The 21267-nt window shown below is 65.0% G+C and carries 19 protein-coding genes and 1 tRNA gene; 9 read left to right on the top strand and 11 right to left on the bottom strand.

Annotated features, from left to right (window positions below; all coding sequences use genetic code 11):
* Positions 1–37: 37 nt before the first annotated feature.
* Together murJ and trpS are read left to right on the top strand one after the other, a co-directional pair.
* On the top strand, positions 38–1603 hold the full coding sequence (murJ, locus tag KBA48_RS02360) for a murein biosynthesis integral membrane protein MurJ (RefSeq protein WP_292903333.1): 1566 nt from the start codon (positions 38–40) through the stop codon (positions 1601–1603).
* Between the two features lie 76 nt (positions 1604–1679).
* The gene (gene trpS, locus KBA48_RS02365) at positions 1680–2681 is read left to right on the top strand and encodes a tryptophan--tRNA ligase (protein WP_292903335.1); all 1002 of its coding nucleotides are present in this window, start codon (positions 1680–1682) and stop codon (positions 2679–2681) included.
* A gap of 61 nt (positions 2682–2742) precedes the next feature.
* Here the strand turns inward: trpS and KBA48_RS02370 are convergent, their stop codons facing one another.
* From KBA48_RS02370 to KBA48_RS02380, 3 genes are all read right to left on the bottom strand, one after another.
* Positions 2743–5610 carry a [protein-PII] uridylyltransferase gene (locus KBA48_RS02370; protein ID WP_292903337.1) on the bottom strand — a complete coding sequence of 956 codons (2868 nt, stop codon included), beginning with the start codon at positions 5608–5610 and terminating at the stop codon, positions 2743–2745.
* Between the two features lie 129 nt (positions 5611–5739).
* Positions 5740–6255, bottom strand: a complete 516-nt coding sequence (locus KBA48_RS02375; RefSeq protein WP_292903339.1) for a hypothetical protein — start codon at positions 6253–6255, stop codon at positions 5740–5742.
* A 145-nt stretch (positions 6256–6400) separates the two neighbouring features.
* The gene (locus KBA48_RS02380) at positions 6401–6685 is read right to left on the bottom strand and encodes a BolA family transcriptional regulator (RefSeq protein ID WP_292903341.1); all 285 of its coding nucleotides are present in this window, start codon (positions 6683–6685) and stop codon (positions 6401–6403) included.
* Positions 6686–6750: 65 nt separating this feature from the next.
* Between KBA48_RS02380 and KBA48_RS02385 the strand changes: the two genes are divergently transcribed.
* The 6 genes from KBA48_RS02385 (at position 6751) to cobT (ending at position 12413) form a co-directional block, all read left to right on the top strand.
* Positions 6751–7683, top strand: coding sequence for a DMT family transporter (locus KBA48_RS02385; RefSeq protein WP_292903342.1), 933 nt, complete (start codon positions 6751–6753; stop codon positions 7681–7683).
* Between the two features lie 114 nt (positions 7684–7797).
* Positions 7798–8394, top strand: a complete 597-nt coding sequence (locus KBA48_RS02390; protein ID WP_292903343.1) for a J domain-containing protein — start codon at positions 7798–7800, stop codon at positions 8392–8394.
* A gap of 36 nt (positions 8395–8430) precedes the next feature.
* Positions 8431–9435 carry a cobaltochelatase subunit CobS gene (gene cobS, locus KBA48_RS02395; protein ID WP_292903344.1) on the top strand — a complete coding sequence of 335 codons (1005 nt, stop codon included), beginning with the start codon at positions 8431–8433 and terminating at the stop codon, positions 9433–9435.
* Positions 9436–9673: 238 nt separating this feature from the next.
* Positions 9674–9970: a hypothetical protein gene (locus KBA48_RS02400; RefSeq protein WP_292903346.1), complete on the top strand. Its 297-nt coding sequence runs from the start codon at positions 9674–9676 to the stop codon at positions 9968–9970.
* A gap of 134 nt (positions 9971–10104) precedes the next feature.
* Positions 10105–10395 (top strand): hypothetical protein, encoded by a 291-nt coding sequence (locus KBA48_RS02405; protein WP_292903348.1) that lies wholly within the window; start codon positions 10105–10107, stop codon positions 10393–10395.
* 128 nt (positions 10396–10523) lie between these two features.
* A complete protein-coding gene (gene cobT / locus KBA48_RS02410; RefSeq protein ID WP_292903349.1) occupies positions 10524–12413 on the top strand; it encodes a cobaltochelatase subunit CobT in 1890 nt (629 codons plus the stop codon).
* A gap of 19 nt (positions 12414–12432) precedes the next feature.
* Here cobT and KBA48_RS02415 read toward each other — a convergent pair.
* From KBA48_RS02415 to nth, 4 genes are all read right to left on the bottom strand, one after another.
* Positions 12433–12509 (bottom strand) — tRNA-Arg (locus tag KBA48_RS02415).
* A gap of 80 nt (positions 12510–12589) precedes the next feature.
* Positions 12590–15535 carry a methyl-accepting chemotaxis protein gene (locus tag KBA48_RS02420; protein ID WP_292903350.1) on the bottom strand — a complete coding sequence of 982 codons (2946 nt, stop codon included), beginning with the start codon at positions 15533–15535 and terminating at the stop codon, positions 12590–12592.
* Positions 15536–15845: 310 nt separating this feature from the next.
* The gene (hemW, locus tag KBA48_RS02425; protein WP_292903351.1) at positions 15846–17012 is read right to left on the bottom strand and encodes a radical SAM family heme chaperone HemW; all 1167 of its coding nucleotides are present in this window, start codon (positions 17010–17012) and stop codon (positions 15846–15848) included.
* Positions 17013–17040: 28 nt separating this feature from the next.
* Complete coding sequence (gene nth, locus KBA48_RS02430; protein ID WP_292903353.1) at positions 17041–17676, bottom strand: endonuclease III; 636 nt, start codon at positions 17674–17676, stop codon at positions 17041–17043.
* 107 nt (positions 17677–17783) lie between these two features.
* On the opposite strand from nth, the gene KBA48_RS02435 reads away from it, so the two are divergent.
* Entirely contained in the window at positions 17784–18281 is a 498-nt protein-coding gene (locus KBA48_RS02435) for a DUF2244 domain-containing protein (RefSeq protein WP_292903355.1), read from the top strand.
* On the opposite strand, the gene KBA48_RS02440 is transcribed toward KBA48_RS02435, so the two are convergent.
* The 4 genes from KBA48_RS02440 to KBA48_RS02455 all read right to left on the bottom strand — a co-directional run bounded on the left by KBA48_RS02440 (position 18274) and on the right by KBA48_RS02455 (position 21262).
* Positions 18274–18744, bottom strand: a complete 471-nt coding sequence (locus KBA48_RS02440) for a universal stress protein (RefSeq protein WP_292903357.1) — start codon at positions 18742–18744, stop codon at positions 18274–18276. The genes KBA48_RS02435 and KBA48_RS02440 overlap by 8 nt on opposite strands.
* A gap of 22 nt (positions 18745–18766) precedes the next feature.
* Positions 18767–19534 carry a TIGR02186 family protein gene (locus KBA48_RS02445; protein WP_292903358.1) on the bottom strand — a complete coding sequence of 256 codons (768 nt, stop codon included), beginning with the start codon at positions 19532–19534 and terminating at the stop codon, positions 18767–18769.
* Positions 19531–20448 (bottom strand): sulfite exporter TauE/SafE family protein, encoded by a 918-nt coding sequence (locus KBA48_RS02450; RefSeq protein ID WP_292903360.1) that lies wholly within the window; start codon positions 20446–20448, stop codon positions 19531–19533. Before KBA48_RS02450 ends, KBA48_RS02445 begins: the two co-directional genes overlap by 4 nt.
* A 205-nt stretch (positions 20449–20653) precedes the next feature.
* On the bottom strand, positions 20654–21262 hold the full coding sequence (locus KBA48_RS02455) for a pyroglutamyl-peptidase I (RefSeq protein ID WP_292903362.1): 609 nt from the start codon (positions 21260–21262) through the stop codon (positions 20654–20656).
* Between the last annotated feature and the right edge of the window lie 5 nt (positions 21263–21267).

The following is a 21267-nucleotide window of genomic DNA, read 5'->3' on the forward strand; positions in this document are numbered from 1 at the left end:
GGGGAAGCGCCAAGTCCCCAGCAGCCCGGACCCCTTCATGAGCTTCGCCCGCGCCATTGCCACTGTCGGCGGCATCACCATGATCAGCCGCGTTCTGGGCTTTGTGCGCGACATGCTGCAGGCCCGGTTCCTGGGTGCGGGCATGGAGGCGGACGCCTTCTTCGTGGCGTTCCGCCTGCCCAACCTGTTCCGATCGCTGTTCGCGGAAGGCGCCTTCACGGCGGCCTTCCTGCCCATGTTCAGCGGCACTCTGCACAAGGAGGGCGAGGCGGCGGCCAAGGGACTGGCAGAAGAGGCCCTGTCCTTCATGGTCGCCATCTTGATGATTTTCTCAATCATCATGGCGCTTGCCATGCCCTGGGTGGTGGCGATCCTGGCCACCGGCTTTCACGATGATCCGGCGCAATTCCGGCTCGCCATCTCGCTTTCCCACATCACCTTTCCTTACCTGGCGCTGATTTCCATCACAGCGCTGTTTGGCTCTATCCTCAATGCCGTTGGCCGGTTCGGGCCGTTCGCGGCGGCACCCGTGCTGCTGAATATCGTGCAGATCACGGGTCTGCTGCTGTCCGGACCACTGGGCATCGGCGCGCATTGGATGCTGGCCTATGGCGTGCCGGTGGCCGGGCTGGCGCAGATGCTGTGGATGATCATCGCGGCCAAACGGGCCGGCATGGGGCTCAGCTTGCGCCGCCCGCGCCTGACGCCGCGCGTCAAGAAACTGTTCGCGCTGCTGGCGCCCGGCATCCTGGGGGCGGGGGTCTATCAGTTCAACCTGCTGGTCGGCACCAATCTGGCCTCCTGGCTGCCCACGGGGTCGGTGTCCTATCTGCAATATGCCGACCGGTTGAACCAGTTGCCCATGTCGGTGATCGGCGTGGCGGTGGGCACGGCCCTGTTGCCGCTGCTGTCGCGGCAGATGGCGGCGGGCGACCATGACGGGGTGAAGGCCAGCCTGTCGCGGGGCCTGGAATTCGCGGCCCTGTTCGGCCTGCCGGCCACGGTGGCGCTGATGGTCATTCCGGCCCCGCTGGTGCATGTGCTGTTCAAGGGCGGGGCCTTCACGGCCGCCGATGCCAGCGCCACGGCGGCGGCGCTGCAGGCCTTCGCCATCGGCATTCCCGCCTTCATCGTGGCCAAGATCCTGTCATCGGCCTATTTCGCCAAGCAGGACACGAAGGGGCCGGTGCGCATCGCCATTGTGGTGCTGATCGGCAATGTGCTGGTGTCGTTGGCCCTGATCGAACCGCTGGGCCATGTCGGTCTGGCCCTGGCGCCGGGGTTGACGGCCTGGTTGAATGTGGTGCTGCTGGCCATCGGGCTGCGGCGGCGCGGGCTGCTGTCGTTCGATGCGCGGTTGAAGGGCCGGCTCTGGCGCATGGGGCTGGCTGCGATCGGCCTGGGCCTGGCCGGCATCGGCCTGACAGAGCTGTTGGCCCGCTGGCTGTTCGTCGGCACCGCGCCGGAACGGATCGGGGCGCTGACCCTGGTCATTCTGGGCGCGTCGGTCACCTATTTTGCGCTCTGCTTCCTGTTGGGGGCCACCCGGATTGCGGAGATCAAGGGGCTGCTGCGCCGGGGCAAAACCACGCCGCCGGCTTGACCGCGGATCGGCTGGCGCGCGATACAGGCAGCCCGGCATTTCGCCTTCCACAAGCGACCGATAGAGACCCATAGCGATGAGCCTTATCTTTTCCGGCATGCAGCCGACCCGCCAGCTCCACCTCGGCAATTATCTCGGCGCGCTGAAGAACTGGGTGAAGCTGCAGAACGACATGGACGCCATCTTCTGCGTCGTCGATCTGCACGCCATGACCATCGAACATGACCCGGAAACCCTGCGGTCCAATATCCGCGAGGTCGCCGCCGCCTATATCGCGGCCGGCATCGACCCGGAGAAACATATCCTGTTCAACCAGTCGGCCGTGTCCGGCCATGCCGAGCTGAACTGGATCCTGGCCTGCCACACGCCGCTGGGCTGGCTGAACCGCATGACCCAGTTCAAGGAGAAGGCGGGCAAGCAAAAGGACAATGCCGTCCTGGGCCTCTATGCCTATCCGGTGCTGATGGCTGCCGACATCCTGCTGTACAAGGCCACGCATGTGCCGGTGGGCGAGGATCAGAAGCAGCATCTGGAACTGGCCCGCGACATTGCCGGCGCCTTCAACCGCTATTACAAGGCCGACGGCTTCTTCCCCCTGCCGGAACCGCAGATCCTGGGCGAGGCGACCCGGGTGATGAGCCTGCGTGACGGCACCAAGAAAATGTCGAAGTCGGATGAGAGCGAATATAGCCGCATCAACCTGACCGACGATGCCGACACCATCGCCCTGAAGATCCGCAAGGCCAAGACCGATCCGGAGCCCCTGCCCGACACGGTGGAGGATCTGGAAAAGCGGCCGGAGGCCAACAATCTGGTCACCATCTATGCCGCCCTGTCCGACACGAACCGCGCCGCCGTTCTGGCGGAGTTCGGCGGGCAGCAGTTCAGTGCCTTCAAGAGCGCGCTGGCCGACCTGTCGGTGGCCAAGCTGGCGCCCATCGCCGGCGAGATGAACCGTCTGCTGGGCGACAAGGCGGAGCTGGACCGGTTGCTGAAGAAGGGCGCCGACCGTGCGGGCGAGATTGCCGCGCGCACCGTGAACGAGGTGAAGGATCTGGTGGGTCTGGTGCGCTTCTGACCACCAGATTTCCGGTTGCGGATCACACGGGATGGACGGGCGACCGTCCATCCCGTTTTCGTTACGCCGCCTTTTTCTTCGGCTTCGCCGTCCTGACCGGTTCCGGCTCACCCTCCGGGTCGCCCAGGGCCGTCAGCAACGAAGCGCGGATTTCGGCCAGCTTGCGTTCATGCGTGACTTTCAGGCCGAACACATCCTTCACATAGAACACGTCGATGGCGACATTGCCGTAGGTGGAGATCTTGGCCGACGCGATCTGCAGGTTGGCCTGGGTCAGGGTCCGGGTCAGCAGATAGAGCAGGCCGGGCCGGTCGCGGCCATTGACCTCGATCACCGTATGGTTGCCGGTCACGGTATTGTCGACCAGCACGCGCGGCGCCACCTTGAAGGCGCGGATGCGGGCCGTCTGCTGCGGGCGGCGGCGGGCCAGTTCGTCGGCCAGGCGCAATTCGCCGGCCAGCACCTTGTCCACCATCACCGACAGCCGGGCCAGCTTGTCCCCACTGTCGAACGATCCGCCACCGGCCGCCTGCACCGTGAACACGTCCAGCGCCATGCCGTTGGTCATGGTGAAGATACGGGCATCCATGATATCCGCCCCGGCCAGGGCCAGCGCCCCGGCCAGCCGGGAGAACAGGCCCGGATGGTCGGCGGTATAGACTGTCACCTCCGTCACCACGCGACCCCGGTCGATGCGGGTATCCAGCGTCAGCGGCGCCTTGGTCCGCTCCGCCTCTCGGATCAGGCGGGCATGGTGGGCCAGGGTGGGGATGTTCAGCGACAGCCAATAGCCGGGATAGGCCCGCGCCAGATGGGCATCGATATCCTCGGCCGGCCAGTCGGCCAGTTGCACGCGCAGGGCGGCCTGGGCGGCGGCGACGCGGCTGTCACGGCCTTCGGTGCCGACAACGCCCGACATCCGCTCCTCGCTGCGGCGGAACAACTGGCGCAGCAGGGTGGCCTTCCAGCCGTTCCAGCGGCCCGGACCCACGGCCCGGATATCGGCCACCGTCAGGCAGAGCAGCAGTTTCAGACGTTCCGGGGATTGCACCAGATCGACAAACTTGCTGATCGTGTTCTCGTCATCCAGGTCGCGTTTGAAGGCGGTGTCGGACATGGCCAGGTGCCAGCGCACCAGCCAGACCACGGTTTCCGTCTCCTCCTCGCTCATGCCCAGACGCGGGCAGAGCTTTTCGGCGACCTTGGCGCCCAGGATGGAATGGTCGCCGCCCCGGCCCTTGGCAATGTCATGCACCAGCATGGCGACATAGAGCGCACGGCGGGAATTGACGGTGTGGATCACTTCCGATGCCAGCGGCACCTCGTCCGTCAGCGCACCCTTTTCCACCTGATGCAGGATGCCGACAGCGAACAGCGTATGCTCGTCGACCGTGAAATGATGGTACATGTCGAACTGCATCATGCCGACGATGCGGCCGAAATCCGGCACGAACCGGCCCAGAACCCCCGCCTCGTTCATGCGGCGCAGCGCCACTTCCGGGTCCTTCCTGGAGGACAGGATTTCCAGGAACAGGCGGTTGGCCTCCGCATCCTCGCGCAGTTTCGGCCCGATGCTGGACAGGGCGCGGGTGATGGCGCGCAAGGCGTTGGGATGGATGTCCAGATCGTTTTCCTGCGCCACATGGAACAGGCGGATCATGTCGATGGGCTGATCCTTGAAATGCCGGTCGGACTTCACGTTCAGACGGCCAGCGTCCAGCGTGAAGCCGCTGAATTCCGCCCCCCGCTGGAACCGCTTGCGCAGGAAGGCGAATCGGGGCGCGCGTTTGCTTTCATGCTCCAGCGCGGCACAGAAGATGCGGGTCAGGTCGCCCACATCCTTGGCGATCATGAAATAATGCTTCATGAACCGCTCGACCGCGTTCTTGCCCGCATGCTCGGTATAGCCCAGCCGGCGGGCCATCTCCATCTGCAGGTCGAAGGTCAGGCGGTCTTCCTGACGGCCCGTCAGGTAATGAAGCTGGCAGCGGGCGGCCCACAGGAAACTTTCGGCCTTGGCAAAGCGTTGCGCCTCCTCCGGCATCAGCACGCCCTTGGCGACCAGCCCCTCCACCTCGTCCACCTGATAGGCGTATTTGGCGATCCAGAACAGGGTCTGCAGGTCGCGCAAACCGCCTTTGCCTTCCTTGATATTGGGTTCCAGCATGTAACGGCTGTCACCGATCTTGCGATGACGCTCGTTGCGCTCCCCCATCTTGGCTTCGATGAAGGCGGTGACGCTGCCGCCCGCACCCACCACATCCTTGGCAAAACGTTTGCGCAATTCGCTGAACAGGGCGTTCTCACCCCACAGGAACCGGGCCTCCAGCAGGCTGGTGCGGATGGTCATGTCGTCCAGCGACAGGCGGATGCATTCATCCACCGACCGCACGGCGTGCCCCACCTTCCAGCCCAGATCCCAGAGCAGGTAGAGCATGTATTCCACCACCTGCTCCACGCGCGGCGTGCGCTTGTAGGGCAGCAGGAACAGCAGGTCCACGTCGGAGAACGGTGCCATCTCGGCGCGGCCATAGCCGCCGATGGCGGCGATGGCCAGCCTTTCACCCTTGGTCAGTTCGGCTGTCGGGTAGACATGGTCCAGGGTGAAATCGGCCAGCGCCTGCACGATGCTGTCGGTCAGCCGGGCCGTCTGATGCACGCAATCATCGCCGCGATGCGACGCCTCGAACCGGGTGCGGATGGCGGCCCGGCCCTCGGCCAGGATTTCCTTCAACAAGGACAGCAGCGGCCCGCGCAGCCTTTCAATGCTGCCATCATGGTTTTCCACCAGGGCGTTCAGCCGTTTGCTGATACTGCCGCGTCCGGGGATGGAGGGGTGCCGCACGCCATCGGGGCGGCGGGGGGCGCCGTCGGACGGGGTGGCATTGCTGCCGGCACGGGGGGAGATGGTAGGAATGGTATCTGGCATCGCGCGGGTTCCGGGACTGTCCCTGCGCGACATTATGGCACGAAACATCTGTCCAGGCTTGGGCCTTCCGTATACGAACAGCCCCATATAGCCCCTCCCTGCGTTGATTTTTTGTTTAGGCGCGGTGGTTCAGCCCTCTCCGGCGGCCTGCATCAGGCGCCGCGCATTCTCGTTGGTGGCACGGTGGTAGGGGGCAAGCCCCCGTCCGCCCAGGCGCGACGCCTCCAGCGCCATGCGCCCGCAGGCGATTTCCGCCGCGTTCAGGCTGGTTTCGACATAATCGCTGGCGACGCCGCCATAACGGATGGGATCGGGCGGGGCGGCCATGTCCAGGCCGGCCTGGGCCGTGGCCCTGACCTGCTGCGCCAGCCATTCCAGCCAGACATCCGACAAGGACCAGAGCCCGGCCACCAGGGCATTCTGTGCCTCCAGCGCCGCGTCCAGCTTTTCCCAGATCATGGTGGTGAATTCGGGATCGCGCAGCTTGTCCGGATCGAAGCCGGCGGCCGCCAGACGGACCGCCCGCAGGCCGATGGTCTGCTGCGCCGCCCACAAGGTTTCGCCCAGAACCATGGTCGTGGCGGCCAGTTCGGCTGCGACCTCGGCCCCACGGGCCGCCAGGGGCGTCGGGGTTTCATGGCTCATGGTCTGTCCCCCTTATATCAAACGGGGGAGGTACCCCCGCCAGAACAGGGTACAGAGTGTCATGTTGCAATGCAACATACCCTGCGACGGGTGGTCGCTGGGTACAGGCGTCGCCCCCGTCAATGCGGCGCGGTGGCGGCCGGCTTCAGGCCTTGGCCGCTTCCGCCGGGGTCAATGCCTGGATCGACAGGGCGTGGACACGTTCGGTCAGCTCAGCGGACACCGCGCCATACACCAGACGCTGACGTGCCACGCGCCCCAGCCCCTCGAACCGGTTGGAAACGATGACCACATCGAAATGCGTCTCGCCGCCCGGCTGGTCGGCGCCCGCATGGCCGGCATGATGATGCGAGACATCCTTGATGGTCAGGGCCTGCGGGTTTAGAGCCTCTGTCAGCTTGTCCCGCATACGGGTCGCATAGATCGCCATGATGTCTTCCGGGGCCAGGTCGGCCCCCCTTGCGGTGGAACATGGCCAACAGGTAGTGGATCATCATGCCGGATGCCAGTCCGCCGACACCGGCGGCGCAAAAGACCCCATCCCCGGTGGCGCGGCCCATGGCCGTCACCTTGCTGGTGCTGGTCATCCTGCTCTGGGGTGTCAACTGGCCCGTGATGAAGCAGGTGGTGGGCCATATGCCGCCCATCAGCTTCGTGGCCTCCCGCCTGCTGCTGGGAACCCTGTCGCTGCTGATCTTCACCGCCGCCCGGCGGCAACTGCGCCTGCCAGCCCGCGCCGACCTGCCTGTGATCCTGTCGGTGGGGGTGCTGCAGATGGGCCTGTTCATGCTGCTGGTGACCATCGCCGTACAGTATGTGCCGGCGGGGCGGGCCGGTATCCTGGCCTATACAACGCCGCTCTGGGTCGTGCCGCTGGCGCTGGTCTTCCTGAAGGAGAAGGTGGGTTGGGCCAAGGCGGGCGGGCTTCTGGTCGGACTGTCCGGGGTGGCGGTGCTGTTCAACCCGGCGGCCTTCGACTGGACACAGCGGCCGGTGCTGCTGGGCAATGGCCTGCTGATGCTGGCGGCGCTGATCTGGGCCTTCAACATCGTGCATGTGCGCCGGCACCGCTGGGTCGGCACACCGCTGCAACTGGCGCCGTGGCAGATGATGCTGGCGGCTTCCATCGCCACCATCGCCGCCCTGGTGACGGAGGACCAGTCCCATATCGACTGGTCGGGACAGTTGGTGGTGTTGCTGATCTATAACGGTCCCATCGCCACGGCCTTCTGTTTCTGGGCCATGGTGACGGTGAACCGCGCCCTGCCGGCCATCACCACCTCGCTGTCCGTGCTAGGTGTGCCCGTGGTCGGGCTTCTGTCTTCGGCAATCTGGCTGCATGAACCGCTGACGGTCACCAATCTGGTCGGGCTGGGCCTGATCGGGGGCGGGCTGGTGCTGGTGGCCTTGTCGGAACGGCGGGCATAGACGGCTTGGCCCGTCAAGCCCGGCCCGACTGCATGGCAGACAGACGCGCAACCGGGCCCGGGCCTTATCGGCGTCCTTGTCAGCTTCGCCCTTGCCACCCATAATCCGCTGGTTATGCAGAAGAACCGGCCCAACCTCTCCTTCGATTTCCGGGAAGCACCGCGCGCCCATCTGCGCGCGTGCGATCATCCCGGCTGTCGGGAGGCCGGGGAACATCGCGCGCCCAAGGGCCGCGACAAGCTGAACGAATATTACTGGTTCTGCCTGGATCATGTCCGCGATTACAATAAATCGTGGGATTTCTATGCCGGCATGAGCCAAGACGAGATCGAACGCCATGTGCGCCAGGACACGACCTGGCAGCGGCCCTCCTGGCCCATGGGTGACTGGCGCACGCGTGAACGGCGTGCCCGCGACAAGGTGTTCAATGGCGGCTTCGCCTTTGGCGCCGACTGGACGGGGGAGGAGGGCGAAAGCCGGCGCACCGCCCCACGGCCCAAGCCGCGCACGGCCGAGGAAGAAGCGTTGATGGCGCTGGATCTGCCGCCCGACGCCGATTTCACCGCCATCAAGACCCGCTACCGCCAGCTCGCCAAACAGCACCATCCCGACGCGAACGGGGGCGCGAAGGAAGCGGAGGAGCGGTTGAAATCCATCAACCAGGCCTACAACATCCTGAAAGCCGCCTTTGGCGGTGGTCAGCAGGCCTGACCGACCCCGGCATCAGAGATCAGAAGCAGCGCAAGAATGGCACCCGACATGGTTTCCAACAGCACGGCCACCCATCCCGAACTGCCCGACATCACCGTGTCCGTGCGCGAGGTTTTCGGCATCGACAGCGATATGCGTGTTCCGGCCTTCTCCGTCGCGACGGAGCATGTGCCGGAGCGTGACAAGGCCTATCGTTTCGACCGTGAGACGACGATGGCCATCCTGGCCGGCTTCGCCTACAACCGCCGCGTCATGATCCAGGGCTATCACGGCACGGGCAAATCGACCCATATCGAACAGGTCGCGGCCCGCCTGAACTGGCCCTGCATCCGCGTCAACCTGGATAGCCATATCAGCCGTATCGACCTGATCGGCAAGGACGCGATCGTGCTTCGCGATGGCAAGCAGGTGACGGAATATCGCGAAGGCATCCTGCCCTGGGCGCTTCAGCATGCCTGCGCCGTGGTCTTCGACGAATATGACGCCGGCCGCCCCGACGTGATGTTCGTGATACAGCGTGTGCTGGAACTGGAAGGCAAGCTGACCCTGCTGGACCAGAACAAGGTCATCCGCCCGCATCCGGCCTTCCGCCTGTTCGCCACGGCCAACACGGTGGGCCTGGGCGACACGACGGGCCTTTATCACGGCACGCAGCAGATCAACCAGGGCCAGATGGACCGCTGGAACATCGTGGCGACCCTGAACTATCTGCCGCATGGCGACGAGGTGCGGATCATCCTGGCCAAGGTGCCGGATTACGACACGGATGAGAAGCGGGGTACCGTTTCCGCCATGGTCCGTCTGGCCGAAATGACGCGTAGCGGTTTCATCGCCGGTGACATTTCGACGGTGATGAGCCCGCGTACCGTCATCACCTGGGCCCAGAACGCGGCGATTTTCGGCGGCGATGTCGGTTTCGCCTTCCGCGTTTCCTTCCTGAACAAGTGTGACGAGGTCGAGCGCGCCACTGTGGCGGAATATTATCAGCGCTGTTTCGGCCATGAATTGCCAACCGGTACATTCAAGGGCACGCTGGTCTAAGCATAACGATGTGGAAGTGTAAAAGGCGACCGCCATCATCCAGGCGGTCGCCTTTTTCTTTGATCTATTTCTTTGCAAACATGCAATGAATCGAAGTCACTTGATTCCGATGGTGGCGGTACCAGGGGAACTCTGCCTTAGGTATTAGCCGAAGTTTGCGCTGCGGCAATTGCTGAGGCATCAAAATTCCGTTATGTTTCTCCATGGGGCATGTATTGTTATTCTGGAGAATGTGACGATGACGAAGTTTGGATTGGGGGTGGCCGCGTTGTTGCTGGCTGCCCAGCCGTTTGTCGCTGGCATGGCCATGGCGCAGCAGACGGCACCCACGGGCAATGCGCCCGCCGCCGGTGTCTCCGCCGATGATGCCGACAAGGAAATCTGCAAGGGCGAAAAGCCCACCGGCACCCGCCTGGCAAAGAAGAAGGTCTGCCGCACCAAGGCTGAATGGGACGAGTATTATCGTCTGCAGCGGACGGAGACGGAGCAGATGCAGCGCAATGACATGGCGAACAAGACGCCGAAGAGCGGCTGACAGTCTACCGCGTAAGGATGGACCGATGGGGGTCCCTTGGCGAACGGATGGGTAGGAAACTACCCATCCGTTGCCTGTTTCAGGCGCCGCCAAACAGGAGTATGGTCTAGGTCATTACCGCCAGGGAGGAAGGAATGACAAAGATCAACGCGCTCCTATTGTCCGCGACGCTCCTCGCCATGCCGCTGGCCGTTTCCGGTCAGGCTCAGGCCCAGCAGGACACGAAGGATGCCCCGGCCGCCGGCGGGGTTGCCGCCTCGGCGGCGGAAAAGCAGATCTGCAAGAAGGACAAGGAGATTGGAAGCCGCCTTGCCTCCAAGAAGGTCTGCCGCACCAAGGCAGAATGGGACGAATTCTATCGCCAGCAGCGCGCGGAAACCGAACAGATGCAGCGCAATGACATGGCGACCAAGACGCCCAAATAGGTTCCACCATCCCGACGCATGAGCAGGGTCGATAGGCGACCCTGGCAAAACGGATGGGCGCAACCGCTTCCATCCGTTATTGTGGGTTATTGCCCTGTCGATGCGGGCGGATGGAACAGTGACGGATCATGACCCAGGAATCCCCCGTTGAGATCTTCAAGCGCGCCACCACCGCCACCGTGCGGGCCATGGCGGACCGCAAGGATCTGGTGGTGGGCTTTTCGTCCGAACCGGCGGGCGTGGCGGGCGCGCGGGTGCGCGTGCCCCTGCCGCCGCGCGACCTGAACCCGCGCGAACTGGCCAATGTGCGCGGATCGGCCGATGCCGCCGCCCTGCGCCTGCGCCATCATGATACCGCCATCCACGCCAACCGCATGCCGGTCAGCGAGCAGGCCCGCCTGTCCTATGACGCGCTGGAACAGGCGCGGGTGGAGGCGATCGGCGCCACCCAGATGAAGGGCGTGGCCGGCAATCTGGCTGCCAGCCTGGAGGAGAAGTACCGCAAGGCGGGTTTCGACCGGCTGAACGATCCCGAACAGGTGCCGGTGCCCGATGTGCTGCGCCTGCTGGCGCGGGAGGCCATGACGGGCGCGGCCCCGCCGGACAGTGCCCGGGCCGCCGTGGATCTCTGGCGGCAGAAGGTGGCCGACAAGCTGGGCACCGGGCTGGATACGCTGTCCGGCGTCATGGAGGACCAGGACGCCTATGCCAGGGCTGTGCGCCGTCTGCTGTCCGACATGGACATGGAAGTGGGCGCCGAACCGGAAAGTGACGAGGGGGAGCAGGATAACGCCCCTGAAAACCCGGACAATGGCGACAGCGACAAGGAGATGGACAGCCAGGGCGGCCAGCAGCAATCCGGCGAGGACCAGTCGCAGGAGATGCAGGACCAGCAGCAACAGCAGCGCCGGTCAGAGGAGGCCGCCGAAGGCGAGGATGGGGAGAAGGCCGAGGGTGAGCTGAGCGAGGGTGAAGGGTCGGAGGAGCCGGGCAATCCTGGCCAGCAGCCCCGTCCGGAGCGCGGCCGCAACGAACCCGATGCCGGGCTCTATAAGGCCTATACCACCGCCTTCGACGAGGTGGTGGACGCCGCCGACCTGTGCGACCCGGACGAGTTGACCCGTCTGCGCCTGATGCTGGACCAGCAGCTTCAGCACCTGCAGGGCGTGATCTCCAAGCTGGCCAACCGCCTGCAGCGCCGGTTGCTGGCCAAGCAGACCCGGTCCTGGGAATTCGACCTGGAGGAGGGGATGCTGGACGCAGCCCGTCTGGCCCGCGTCGTCATCAACCCGACGGTGCCGCTGTCCTTCAAGCGCGAGAACGAGACGGATTTCCGCGACACCGTCGTCACCCTGCTGATCGATAATTCCGGATCCATGCGCGGGCGCCCCATCTCCATCGCGGCGATGAGCGCCGATATCCTGTCGCGTACCCTGGAACGCTGCGGGGTGAAGGTGGAAATCCTGGGCTTTACGACGCGTGCCTGGAAGGGCGGGCAGTCGCGAGAGCGCTGGATTGCTGCGGGCAAGCCGCCACAGCCCGGCCGCCTGAACGACCTGCGCCACATCATCTATAAGGGCGCGGATGCCCCCTGGCGCCGGGTGCGCCGCAATCTGGGCCTGATGCTGCGCGAAGGCATCCTGAAGGAGAATATCGACGGTGAGGCCCTGATGTGGGCGCATCAACGCCTGCTGGCCCGCCCCGAACAGCGCCGCATCCTGATGGTGATCAGCGATGGCGCGCCCGTGGATGACAGCACCCTGTCGGTGAATAACGGCTCCTACCTGGAAAAGCATCTGCGCGCCGTCATCGACTGGATCGAGACAAAAAGCCCGGTCGAGCTGGTGGCCATCGGCATCGGCCATGACGTCACCCGCTATTACCGCCGCGCCGTCACCATCATCGATGCCGAACAACTGGGCGGCACCATGATGGAAAAGCTGGCCGAACTGTTCGACGAGGATAACCGTCGCGGCTGGGGTGCGGCCCCAAGGCGGGCGGCGGGGGGCCGGCGCTGATCTTTTTTTGGGGGAAATGTGGCGCGCCCGGCAGGACTCGAACCTGCTGCCTCCAGTTTAGGAAACCGGCGCTCTATCCTGATGAGCTACGGACGCCAACCACGACCCCCATATAGCGGCATTCGCGCGCCCGGAAAAGCCCCTATGGTAAGGAACCATGGGGGCATGCCCGCCGGTTACTTCTTGTAGGCCAGCCGCAGGTTGCCCCAACGGCGGCCGGCCACGATGATGGGGGCGTCCACTTCCTTCATCCGCACCGTCACCCCGCCGCCCATGTCACGCGTATAGGCCTGCATCAGGAAGGGCCGGCTGTTGCGGCTGGCGGCCAGGCCGGCCCGGTCGTCGAAGATGCGGCGGTTGCGGCAATGACCGATATTCCAGTCACGCTCGCCCGGCCGCTGCGCCTCGCTGAATTTCCGGTTATGGGTGGGCAGATAGCCGATATTGGTCACGGCGGCGCAGAACTGTACTGACGGGTCCAGCGCCAGGGCGGATTCCTGGATCGGGGTGAAAAGCTCGTCGGTCAGGGCCGTGAAGGGAGAGATGAACTGCTCCGGATTGGACCCCGGCACCAGTTGCATGTCGGTGGAGAACAGGTCTTCTTCGCTGACCCGGCCGGCCGCCAGGGCCTGTTCCAGGGCGGCGGACAGTTTGCCCGCCGTTTCCTGTGCCGCCATGACAAATTTCGACTCCGCATTGACCAGGCGCTGCACAAAATTCTCCAGCGCCTCCTGTTCCTGCGCCCGTGGTTCGAAATTCACGTGCAGGCCCAGATCGCTGCCGCCCACCAGACGGGCGGAAATGGTGCCCAGTTCCGGCAGCTTCAACTGAGCGCGCGCACCGGGGTCCGCCTTGAACCCCGGGGGCATGGTCAACAGGGCGCCATCGGTGGAGAGGTCCAGCAGCGTCACCTTCTGGTCGGTACCGCCGCTGATCAGATGGGCGGGCAGGTCGGTCGGGATACGGTCATGGCCGCGACGGTCACCTGCTACCGACTGGCGCAGCGTGGTCAGCAGCCGTGTGCGCAGGGCGGAAACGGAACGCTGCGTATCGGCGATGCGGGCTTCCACCTCACCGGCAACCTCGCCGGCCTGATCGATATCGCCGCTGATGTGGGTCACGCTTTCCGACACCTGGGCCGCGCCGCTGGCCGACTCCTCGGCGTTGCGGCCGATCTCGGCACTGGCGGCGGATTGTTCCTCCACGGCGGCGGCGGTGGCCGTGGCGGTGTGGTTGATCTCCTCCACCACCCGGATCACGGCATTGATGCCATCGACGCTGCCTTCCACGGCGCTGTGCACCGCTTCGATGCGGCGTGCGATATCCTCCGTGGCATTGCGGGTCTGGTTGGACAGGCTTTTCACCTCCGACGCAACCACGGCGAAGCCTTTGCCGGCCTCTCCGGCGCGGGCCGCCTCGATCGTGGCATTCAGGGCCAGCAGGTTGGTCTGCTCCGCGATCTCCGCGATCAGGCCGACAACGGAGCGGATTTCGCCCGTGGCCTCGGCCATGCGCGACACGGCATCCTGGGCATCGCGGGCGCTGGCCACGGCGCGGGCCACCACCTGGCTGGACAGGGCGGCCTGTCGCGCGATCTCTGTTCCCGACACGCCCAGTTCCTCCGTCGCGGCGGCGACATTCTGGGCATTGGCAGAAGTCTGTTCGGCGATGGAAGCCAGCAGCACGGCATTTTCCCGCACCGATCCCATGGAATGGCCCAGCCGTTCCATGCCGCCGACCACGCGCTGGCAGCTTTGTTCCACCCCTTGCCAGGTGGAGATCAGGTCGGTTTCGATGGCGTCGCAGGTTTCCAGCAGCCGCAGACGGGTTTCCGCCCGCGACTTGGCCTCCGTTACCTGCCGCTCCTCCCGCGCAAAGGCAAGCTTGGCGCGGGTGGCCCGCAACTGTGCGAACACACCGCGGAATTCCCGCGCAGCCGGCATCTCGATGGGTTGGTCCATACGGTTGGCGGCAATGGCGTCGAAGGCGGTATGCATCCCTTCCATGGGCCGGCGGATGGTCAGCAGCAGCCACAGGCCGGCGGCGATGGTCAGCGCCAGACCCAGCAGCCCGATGATGGATTGCGCCCACAGCAGGGCGGTGTGTTCGGCCTCGCTATCGGCCAATGCCTCAGGTCCGTGGGCAAGCTGGATGTCAACCAGTTGGCTGATGATGTCGGACACCGGGTCGATGGTCTGATACAGCTTTTCACGGACCAGTTGGTCCAGCGCCGCGCGGTCCTGTGCCTTCATGGCGGCCAGCAGGGCATTGACGGTGCGGTCGGCTTCCCCCAGCAGCGGCGCGACCTTGGCGATCAGCGCGCGTTCATCCGGGTCCATGTCCGATCCGGTGAAGTCGCCCCATTCCCGCCGGATATCGGTATGGGCCTTGTCGATGGACCTCACCCCTTCATCCCAGGTGAAGTTGCCGTTGCGCACCTTATGCGAGGCATCAACGATGAACACGGCATAGGCATCCGACACGATCTTCAGCCGGCGCATATGGACGACCGCTTCCTCGTTCAGATGGGCGATGCGGTCATGGCCATCGTCGGTCGCCTTCATGCCCAGGCCGCCGATCAGCACCTGCAGCGCCAGCATCAGGGTAAAGACCAGCACCAGCCGGCCGCGCACCGAATTGAACCAGTGACGCGCCATGGCCAACGGGCCCGTGGCCTCGGCCACCCCCTGGCGGATATGGATATTGCCACCCCGGCCGGCGCGCATGGCGCCGTACAGCGCGTCGGCTGCCGCGACATCGGCCCGCGAGGGTTTCGACCGGATGGAGATGTAACCGACGACCTCTCCATCCTCCATCAGCGGGGTGACATTGGCCCGGACCCAGTAATGGTCCCCGTTCTTGCAGCGGTTCTTGACCAGCCCTTCCCAGGGACGGCCCGCCTTTGCCGTGGCCCAAAGGTCGGCAAAAGCCTCCTTCGGCATGTCGGGATGGCGGATGACATTGTGCGGGGCACCGATCAGTTCCTGTTCGGAAAAGCCGCTGATGGCGATGAACGCATCATTGACGAAGGTGATGCGGCCGCCCGTGTCGGTCTTCGACACCAGCAGTTCGCCTTCCGTCATTTCGACTTCGCGGTTCGTCACCGGCCCATTGTCACGCATTCCGTCCCCACCGAAGGATTACCGGACAGGCAACGAAAAGGTTTCCCGGAGATACGAAGAAAAATGGTTCGCTTAATAAATCAAACCGCTTCAACTTCGACATCAACAAACCAGTCGGCCGCATCACGGAATATGATCACCGTTCATGCATCAACAGTCCTTGGCGATAACCCGCCATGACATGTCGAAGTGCATGGATGTGCCGAAAATTAACGTAGTTTTTTATCTACTTCATTGCGCCGTGCCTATCCTGCAGGATAGGCGGGGTTTCTTTAAGGCTCCCTCGGCGCCGGCTGCCACCGGGTCGGGATCATCCCAAAAGCCGGGACAGGACCGCATTCAGCCGTTCGCGCCCGTCACGGGTTGCGGCCAGGACATCGCCGCGCCGTTCCAGCATGCCGTGGCGGATCAGGCTGTCCAGCCGGGACGGTTCGATCCAGTCGGCCAAGGGCTGGCCCGTTTCCGCCGTGACCCGGTCCAGCGCCACCCCTTCCGACAGGCGCAGGCCCATCATCAGCATCTCGGTCAGCCGGTCGGCGGCCGCCACCGCTTCGAACGGCTTGGCGCCGGTACCGGTGGCCAGCGTCCGGTCCAGCCAGATTTCCGGTGCGCGGTGGGTGCGGGTGGCGACCTTGCCCTGGCCGGGCAGGGTCAGGCGCCCATGGGCACCCGGCCCGATGCCGACATAGTCGCCATAGCGCCAATAGGTCAGGTTATGGCGGCTTTCCTCGCCCGGCCTTGCATGGTTCGACACTTCATAGGCGGGAAGGCCGGCCGCGTTCAGCACGTCCTGCGTGGCGGTGTAAAGTTCGCCCTGTACCTCTTCCTCCGGCAGGACCAGCTCGCCACGGGCATGCAGCGTGTGGAACTGCGTGCCCTCCTCGATGGTCAACTGATAGAGCGACAGGTGGCCGACGGCATGGTCCAGGGCGCGCGACAACTCTTCCCGCCAGGCCGCCACGGTCTGGCCGGGCCGGGCATAGATCAGGTCGAAACTGTAGCGGGGGAAGATCGACCGGGCCAGACCGATGGCGGTCAGGGCCTCGTCCGCCGAATGCCGGCGGCCCAATGCCTTCAGGTCGGTCTCGTTCAGGGCCTGGATGCCCAGGCTGACCCGGTTGACCCCGGCGGCACGGAAGGCACGGAACTTGTCGGCCTCGACGCTGGTCGGATTGGCTTCCAGCGTCACCTCTGTCCCGGCCGGCAATCCCCAGCGCTGGTCGGCCCGCTTCAGGATGGCTTCCACCGTCGATGGCGGCATCAGCGACGGGGTGCCGCCGCCGAAAAAGACAGAAGTCAGCCTGCGGCCCGCCGTCAGGTCGGCGAAATGATCCAGCTCGCGCAGCATGGCCTCTGCCCAGCGCGGCTGATCCACCTTTTCCCGGACATGGGAATTGAAGTCGCAGTAAGGGCATTTGGACGCGCAGAACGGCCAATGCACATAAAGCGCGAAACCCGGGTCGGGCGCGGTGGTCATTCAATCCTATCCTTGACCGGCGGGCGCCCTATTCCAGCACCTTCGCCTCGAATCCGCAAAGATCACGGACGATGCAGGCGGGGCAATCCGGTTTGCGCGCCTTGCAGACATAACGTCCGTGCAGGATCAGCCAATGATGCGCGTTCAGCCGCCACTGCTTGGGCACCCGCTTCAGCAGCGCCTGCTCCACCGCCTCCACGTCCTTGCCGGGCGCCAGACCGGTGCGGTTGGACACGCGGAAGATATGGGTATCGACGGCGATGGTCGGTTCCCCGAAGGCGGTGTTCAGCACGACATTGGCGGTCTTGCGGCCCACGCCGGGCAATTCCTCCAGATCCTCCCGCCGTTTGGGCACTTGCCCGCCATGCTTCTGCACCAGGATTTCCGACAGCTTGATCACATTGGCGGCCTTGGTCTTGTAAAGACCGATGGTCTTCACATGGTCACGTACCACCGCCTCGCCCAGGGCCAGCATGGATGCCGGATTGTCGGCCTTTTCGAACAGCGCGCGGGTCGCCTTGTTCACGCCGACATCGGTGGCCTGCGCCGACAGCACCACGGCCACCAGCAGCGTATAGGGGTTGGAATATTCCAGTTCCGTCTTCGGCTCGGGATTATGGTCCGACAGGCGGCGGAAGAATTCGTCGATGGCGGCGCGCTTCAATTGGGTAATCCGGGCAGGAACATGGGGTCCCCACCATAATCGGCGGGACAGCCTGTCGCAATCGCCCCACCTTGCCGGGCGGTCCTTCCCGCCCTATCGTCTTGCCCATGAACCATGCGGCCGCCCCATCACCTGATGACGGCACGGTCCTGTTCCGGGCCGTCATCCATCCCCACCGCAGCCTGAGCCCGACCGGGTTCCGGCGCCTGATCTGGTGCGTGGGTGCGCTGAGCCTGACCACGGGGCTGGGTTTCTACCTGTCGGGGGCCTGGCCCGTCATCGGCTTCATGGGCGTCGACGTGGCCCTGCTCTATTGGGCGTTCAAGGCCAGCTACCGCAGCGGGACGGCGTTCGAGACGGTGGAGCTGACCGACCGGGCGCTCAGGGTGGAACGGGTGGACCCGTCCAACCGGCGTCAGGTCTGGACTCTGCCGCCCGGCTGGCTGCGCGTGCATCTGGACGAACCGCTGAAGCCCGGCAGCCAGATCACCCTGACCAGCCATGGACGGCATCTGGTGGTCGGCAGCGACCTGTCGCCCGATGAGCGCAGGGACTTCGCCGATGCCCTGCGCAAGGCCCTGGAAAGCTGGCGCGGGGTCAGGTGATGGCGTCCAACTGCTCGTCCGACAGATAACCCGGCACCACCGTGACGGGGATACGCAGATTGCCCGCCATTTGACCCACCACATAGCTGATCAGCGGACCCGGCCCGCCCCGTCCCGTGCCGGCCGCCAGCACCAGGATGGAGATGCTGGGCTCCTCCTGGATCAGCTTCATCAATTGTTCGCTGGCCTGACCGTCACGGATATAGAGCATGGGCATGGAGCCGGCGATATCCACCACCTCCTTGGCCAGCCGCTGCATTAGCTGCTCAGCCTCCTCCCGCTGCTCCTGCTTCATCAATTCCTCGATGGCGCCCCAGTGCTGCAGCTCCGACGGCGGGATGACATGCAGCAGCGCCACCTTGCCCCCCGTGGTGCGGGCCCGGCGGGCGGCATAGTGCAGGGCGACGGTCATTTCCTCCGACTCGTCCACGACAACCAGGAAGATGCGGGTCTTGTCGGTCATGGTTGCCTCCCCCCGAAGGCCATTATGATTTGCGGAAGACGATTCCGGCCAGCCAGCCCGAGGTCACCGCCAGCATGATGCCCAGGATGGCGTAGAACACGGAATTGCGCTGCGCGAACTCGAACACGTTGGCGGAAAAGCCGATCTTGGAGACCAGCAGCGGCGTCGTCTGGGCACTGACTACGTCGCCGTCACGGATCAGGAAGACCGATGCCGTATAGGTGCCCGTGGCCACATTGGCCGGGAAATAGATGCGGGTGCGGAACAGGCGCTGGCCCAGGAAGGACACTTCGCCCACTTCCGTGGTGTACAGCCCGGCCCGCTGCTTGTTGCGGATCAGGGCGGCGCGGAATTCCGCCAGCTTTTCCGGCGTCAGCTTCGCCTTTTCCGGCAGCAGGCGGACATAATCCAGACCAATCTCATGCCGTTGCAACACCGTCGGCGGCACCACCCCGTCCAGGGGCGCGGTGACGGCGACATTGTAATAGGCGGGCACGCGGGCAAAGGCCACATCCTCGACATTCATCCAGATGCCGGCCACCCTGCCTTTACGCCGGACCGTCACTTCCCCTTCCGGACCCTGCACCACCACGGCCACATCGCCATCCCCGTCAACGGCGCCGAACAGCACCACATCGGTACCCGTGAAGCCCGTGGTGATGGCGATCAGGTGGCTGGACAGGTCGGCCACCAGCGACTGTGCCCAAGCGGGGCGGCTGGCCTGCCACAGGCAGAAACCGGCCAGGATGGCGACGGGCAGGGCCAGAAGGCGGCGGGACCGGCGGGTCATCGGATCACCGGCAGGGTGATGGAATAGATGTCTTCCGGCCGGATGATCAGGTCCACGGCCAGCTTCACCGCCACCGCCAGAACCATCAGGGCCAGCAGGGCGCGGGCCTGCTCACCGCGCAGCTTGGCCCCGGCCCGGGTGCCGAACTGCGCCCCGATGACACCGCCGACCAGCAGCAGCAGGGCCAGCACGATATCGACCGTCTGGTTGCCCACCGCCTGCAGGAAGGCGGCAAGGCCCGTGGTGAAGATGATCTGGAACAGGGACGTGCCGGCCACCAGCGCCGTCGGCATGCCCAGGATATAGATCATGGCCGGCACCAGCAGGAAGCCGCCGCCGATACCCATGATGGCCACCAGCACGCCACCCACGAAGCCGATGAAGGCCGGCAGCAGCGCCGAGATGTAAAGGCGCGAGCGCGGGAACCGCATCTTGAAGGGCAGGCCGTGCAGCCAGGTATGGTGGTGCAGCTTGGACCGCACCGGCGCGCCCCGCCCCTTCACGATGGCCCGCACGCTTTCCGTCAGCATCAGGGAACTGACCGTGCCCAGGAACAGCACATAGGAGAGCGAGATCACCAGATCGATATGGCCCAGCTTCTGCAACAGGCCGAACAGCCAGACGCCAAGCCCGGTGCCCACGGCACCGCCGATCAGCATGACGCTTCCCAGCTTCACATCGACATTGTTACGCCGCCAGTGGGCCAGCACGCCGGAGACGGAGGCGCCGACAAGCTGGTTCGCCTGGGTGCCCACGGCGACGGCCGGCGGCACGCCGATGAAGATCAGCAGCGGCGTCATCAGGAAGCCGCCGCCCACCCCGAACAGGCCCGACAGGAACCCCACACCGCCGCCCAGCATCAGGATCAACAGGGCGTTGACCGAGAGTTCGGCGATGGGAAGATAGATCTGCATGATCCCGGAAAATCCCTTGGCGGGGGCGGGTGACGAAGGTCAGGCCATGCTACCGGCTTTCCCCGGCAGGGGGAAGCAAATGCGTCCCGCCCCGCCCCATTCGGAGACGAGGGCATTCGGACTCCGGGTCCTGTGAAACATCATGCAACGTAAAACAGGGGGGCGTTTCACCGCGCTTGGCGGGTCTGGTGATAAGAAAATAAACCTAACATACTCGGGCGATCCGCGCCAGGATGAGGTGGGCCGCCTGTTGCAGCCGGTCCGGGTCCATGCCCGTGCGGTGGCCCCGATCCTCGGGTTTCAATCCATCGGGGAAGGGCGGCACATGGATGAAGCCGGCCGGCAGATCGGGATGGGCGTGCCGCATGCCGAAGAACAGGTGATTGCAGATATAGCCGCCGGCATCGCGGCTGGTCTTCACGGTGAACCCGCCCTGTTCCAGATCGTCGATGATGGCGTCCAGCGGCAGTGACGACCAGTAGCCCATGGGACCGGCCGGATCGATGGGCTGGTTGCGGCGGATCACCCCGTCATTGTCGGGGGCCGTCGCATCGTCCAGATTCAGCGCCAGCCGCTCGGGCCGGATATTGTCGGTATCATAGGCCAGGCCGAACATAAGGACGGCATCGGGCCGATGCACCGCCACCGCGTCCAGCAGCGCCGGAACGGCGCCGGTGAAGGTGACGGGCAGGCAAATGCCCACCAGATCGACCCCGGCCACCGCCGACCCGTGCAGCCGTTCGGCCAGCCAGGCGGTGGGGTTCACCGCATGGCCCAGGAAGGGCGCGAAGCCCGTGACCAGGATGCGCGCCATGGCGG

Origin of the sequence: Niveispirillum sp., assembly GCF_017996735.1 — a bacterium.
Taxonomy (GTDB): Bacteria; Pseudomonadota; Alphaproteobacteria; order Azospirillales; family Azospirillaceae; genus Niveispirillum.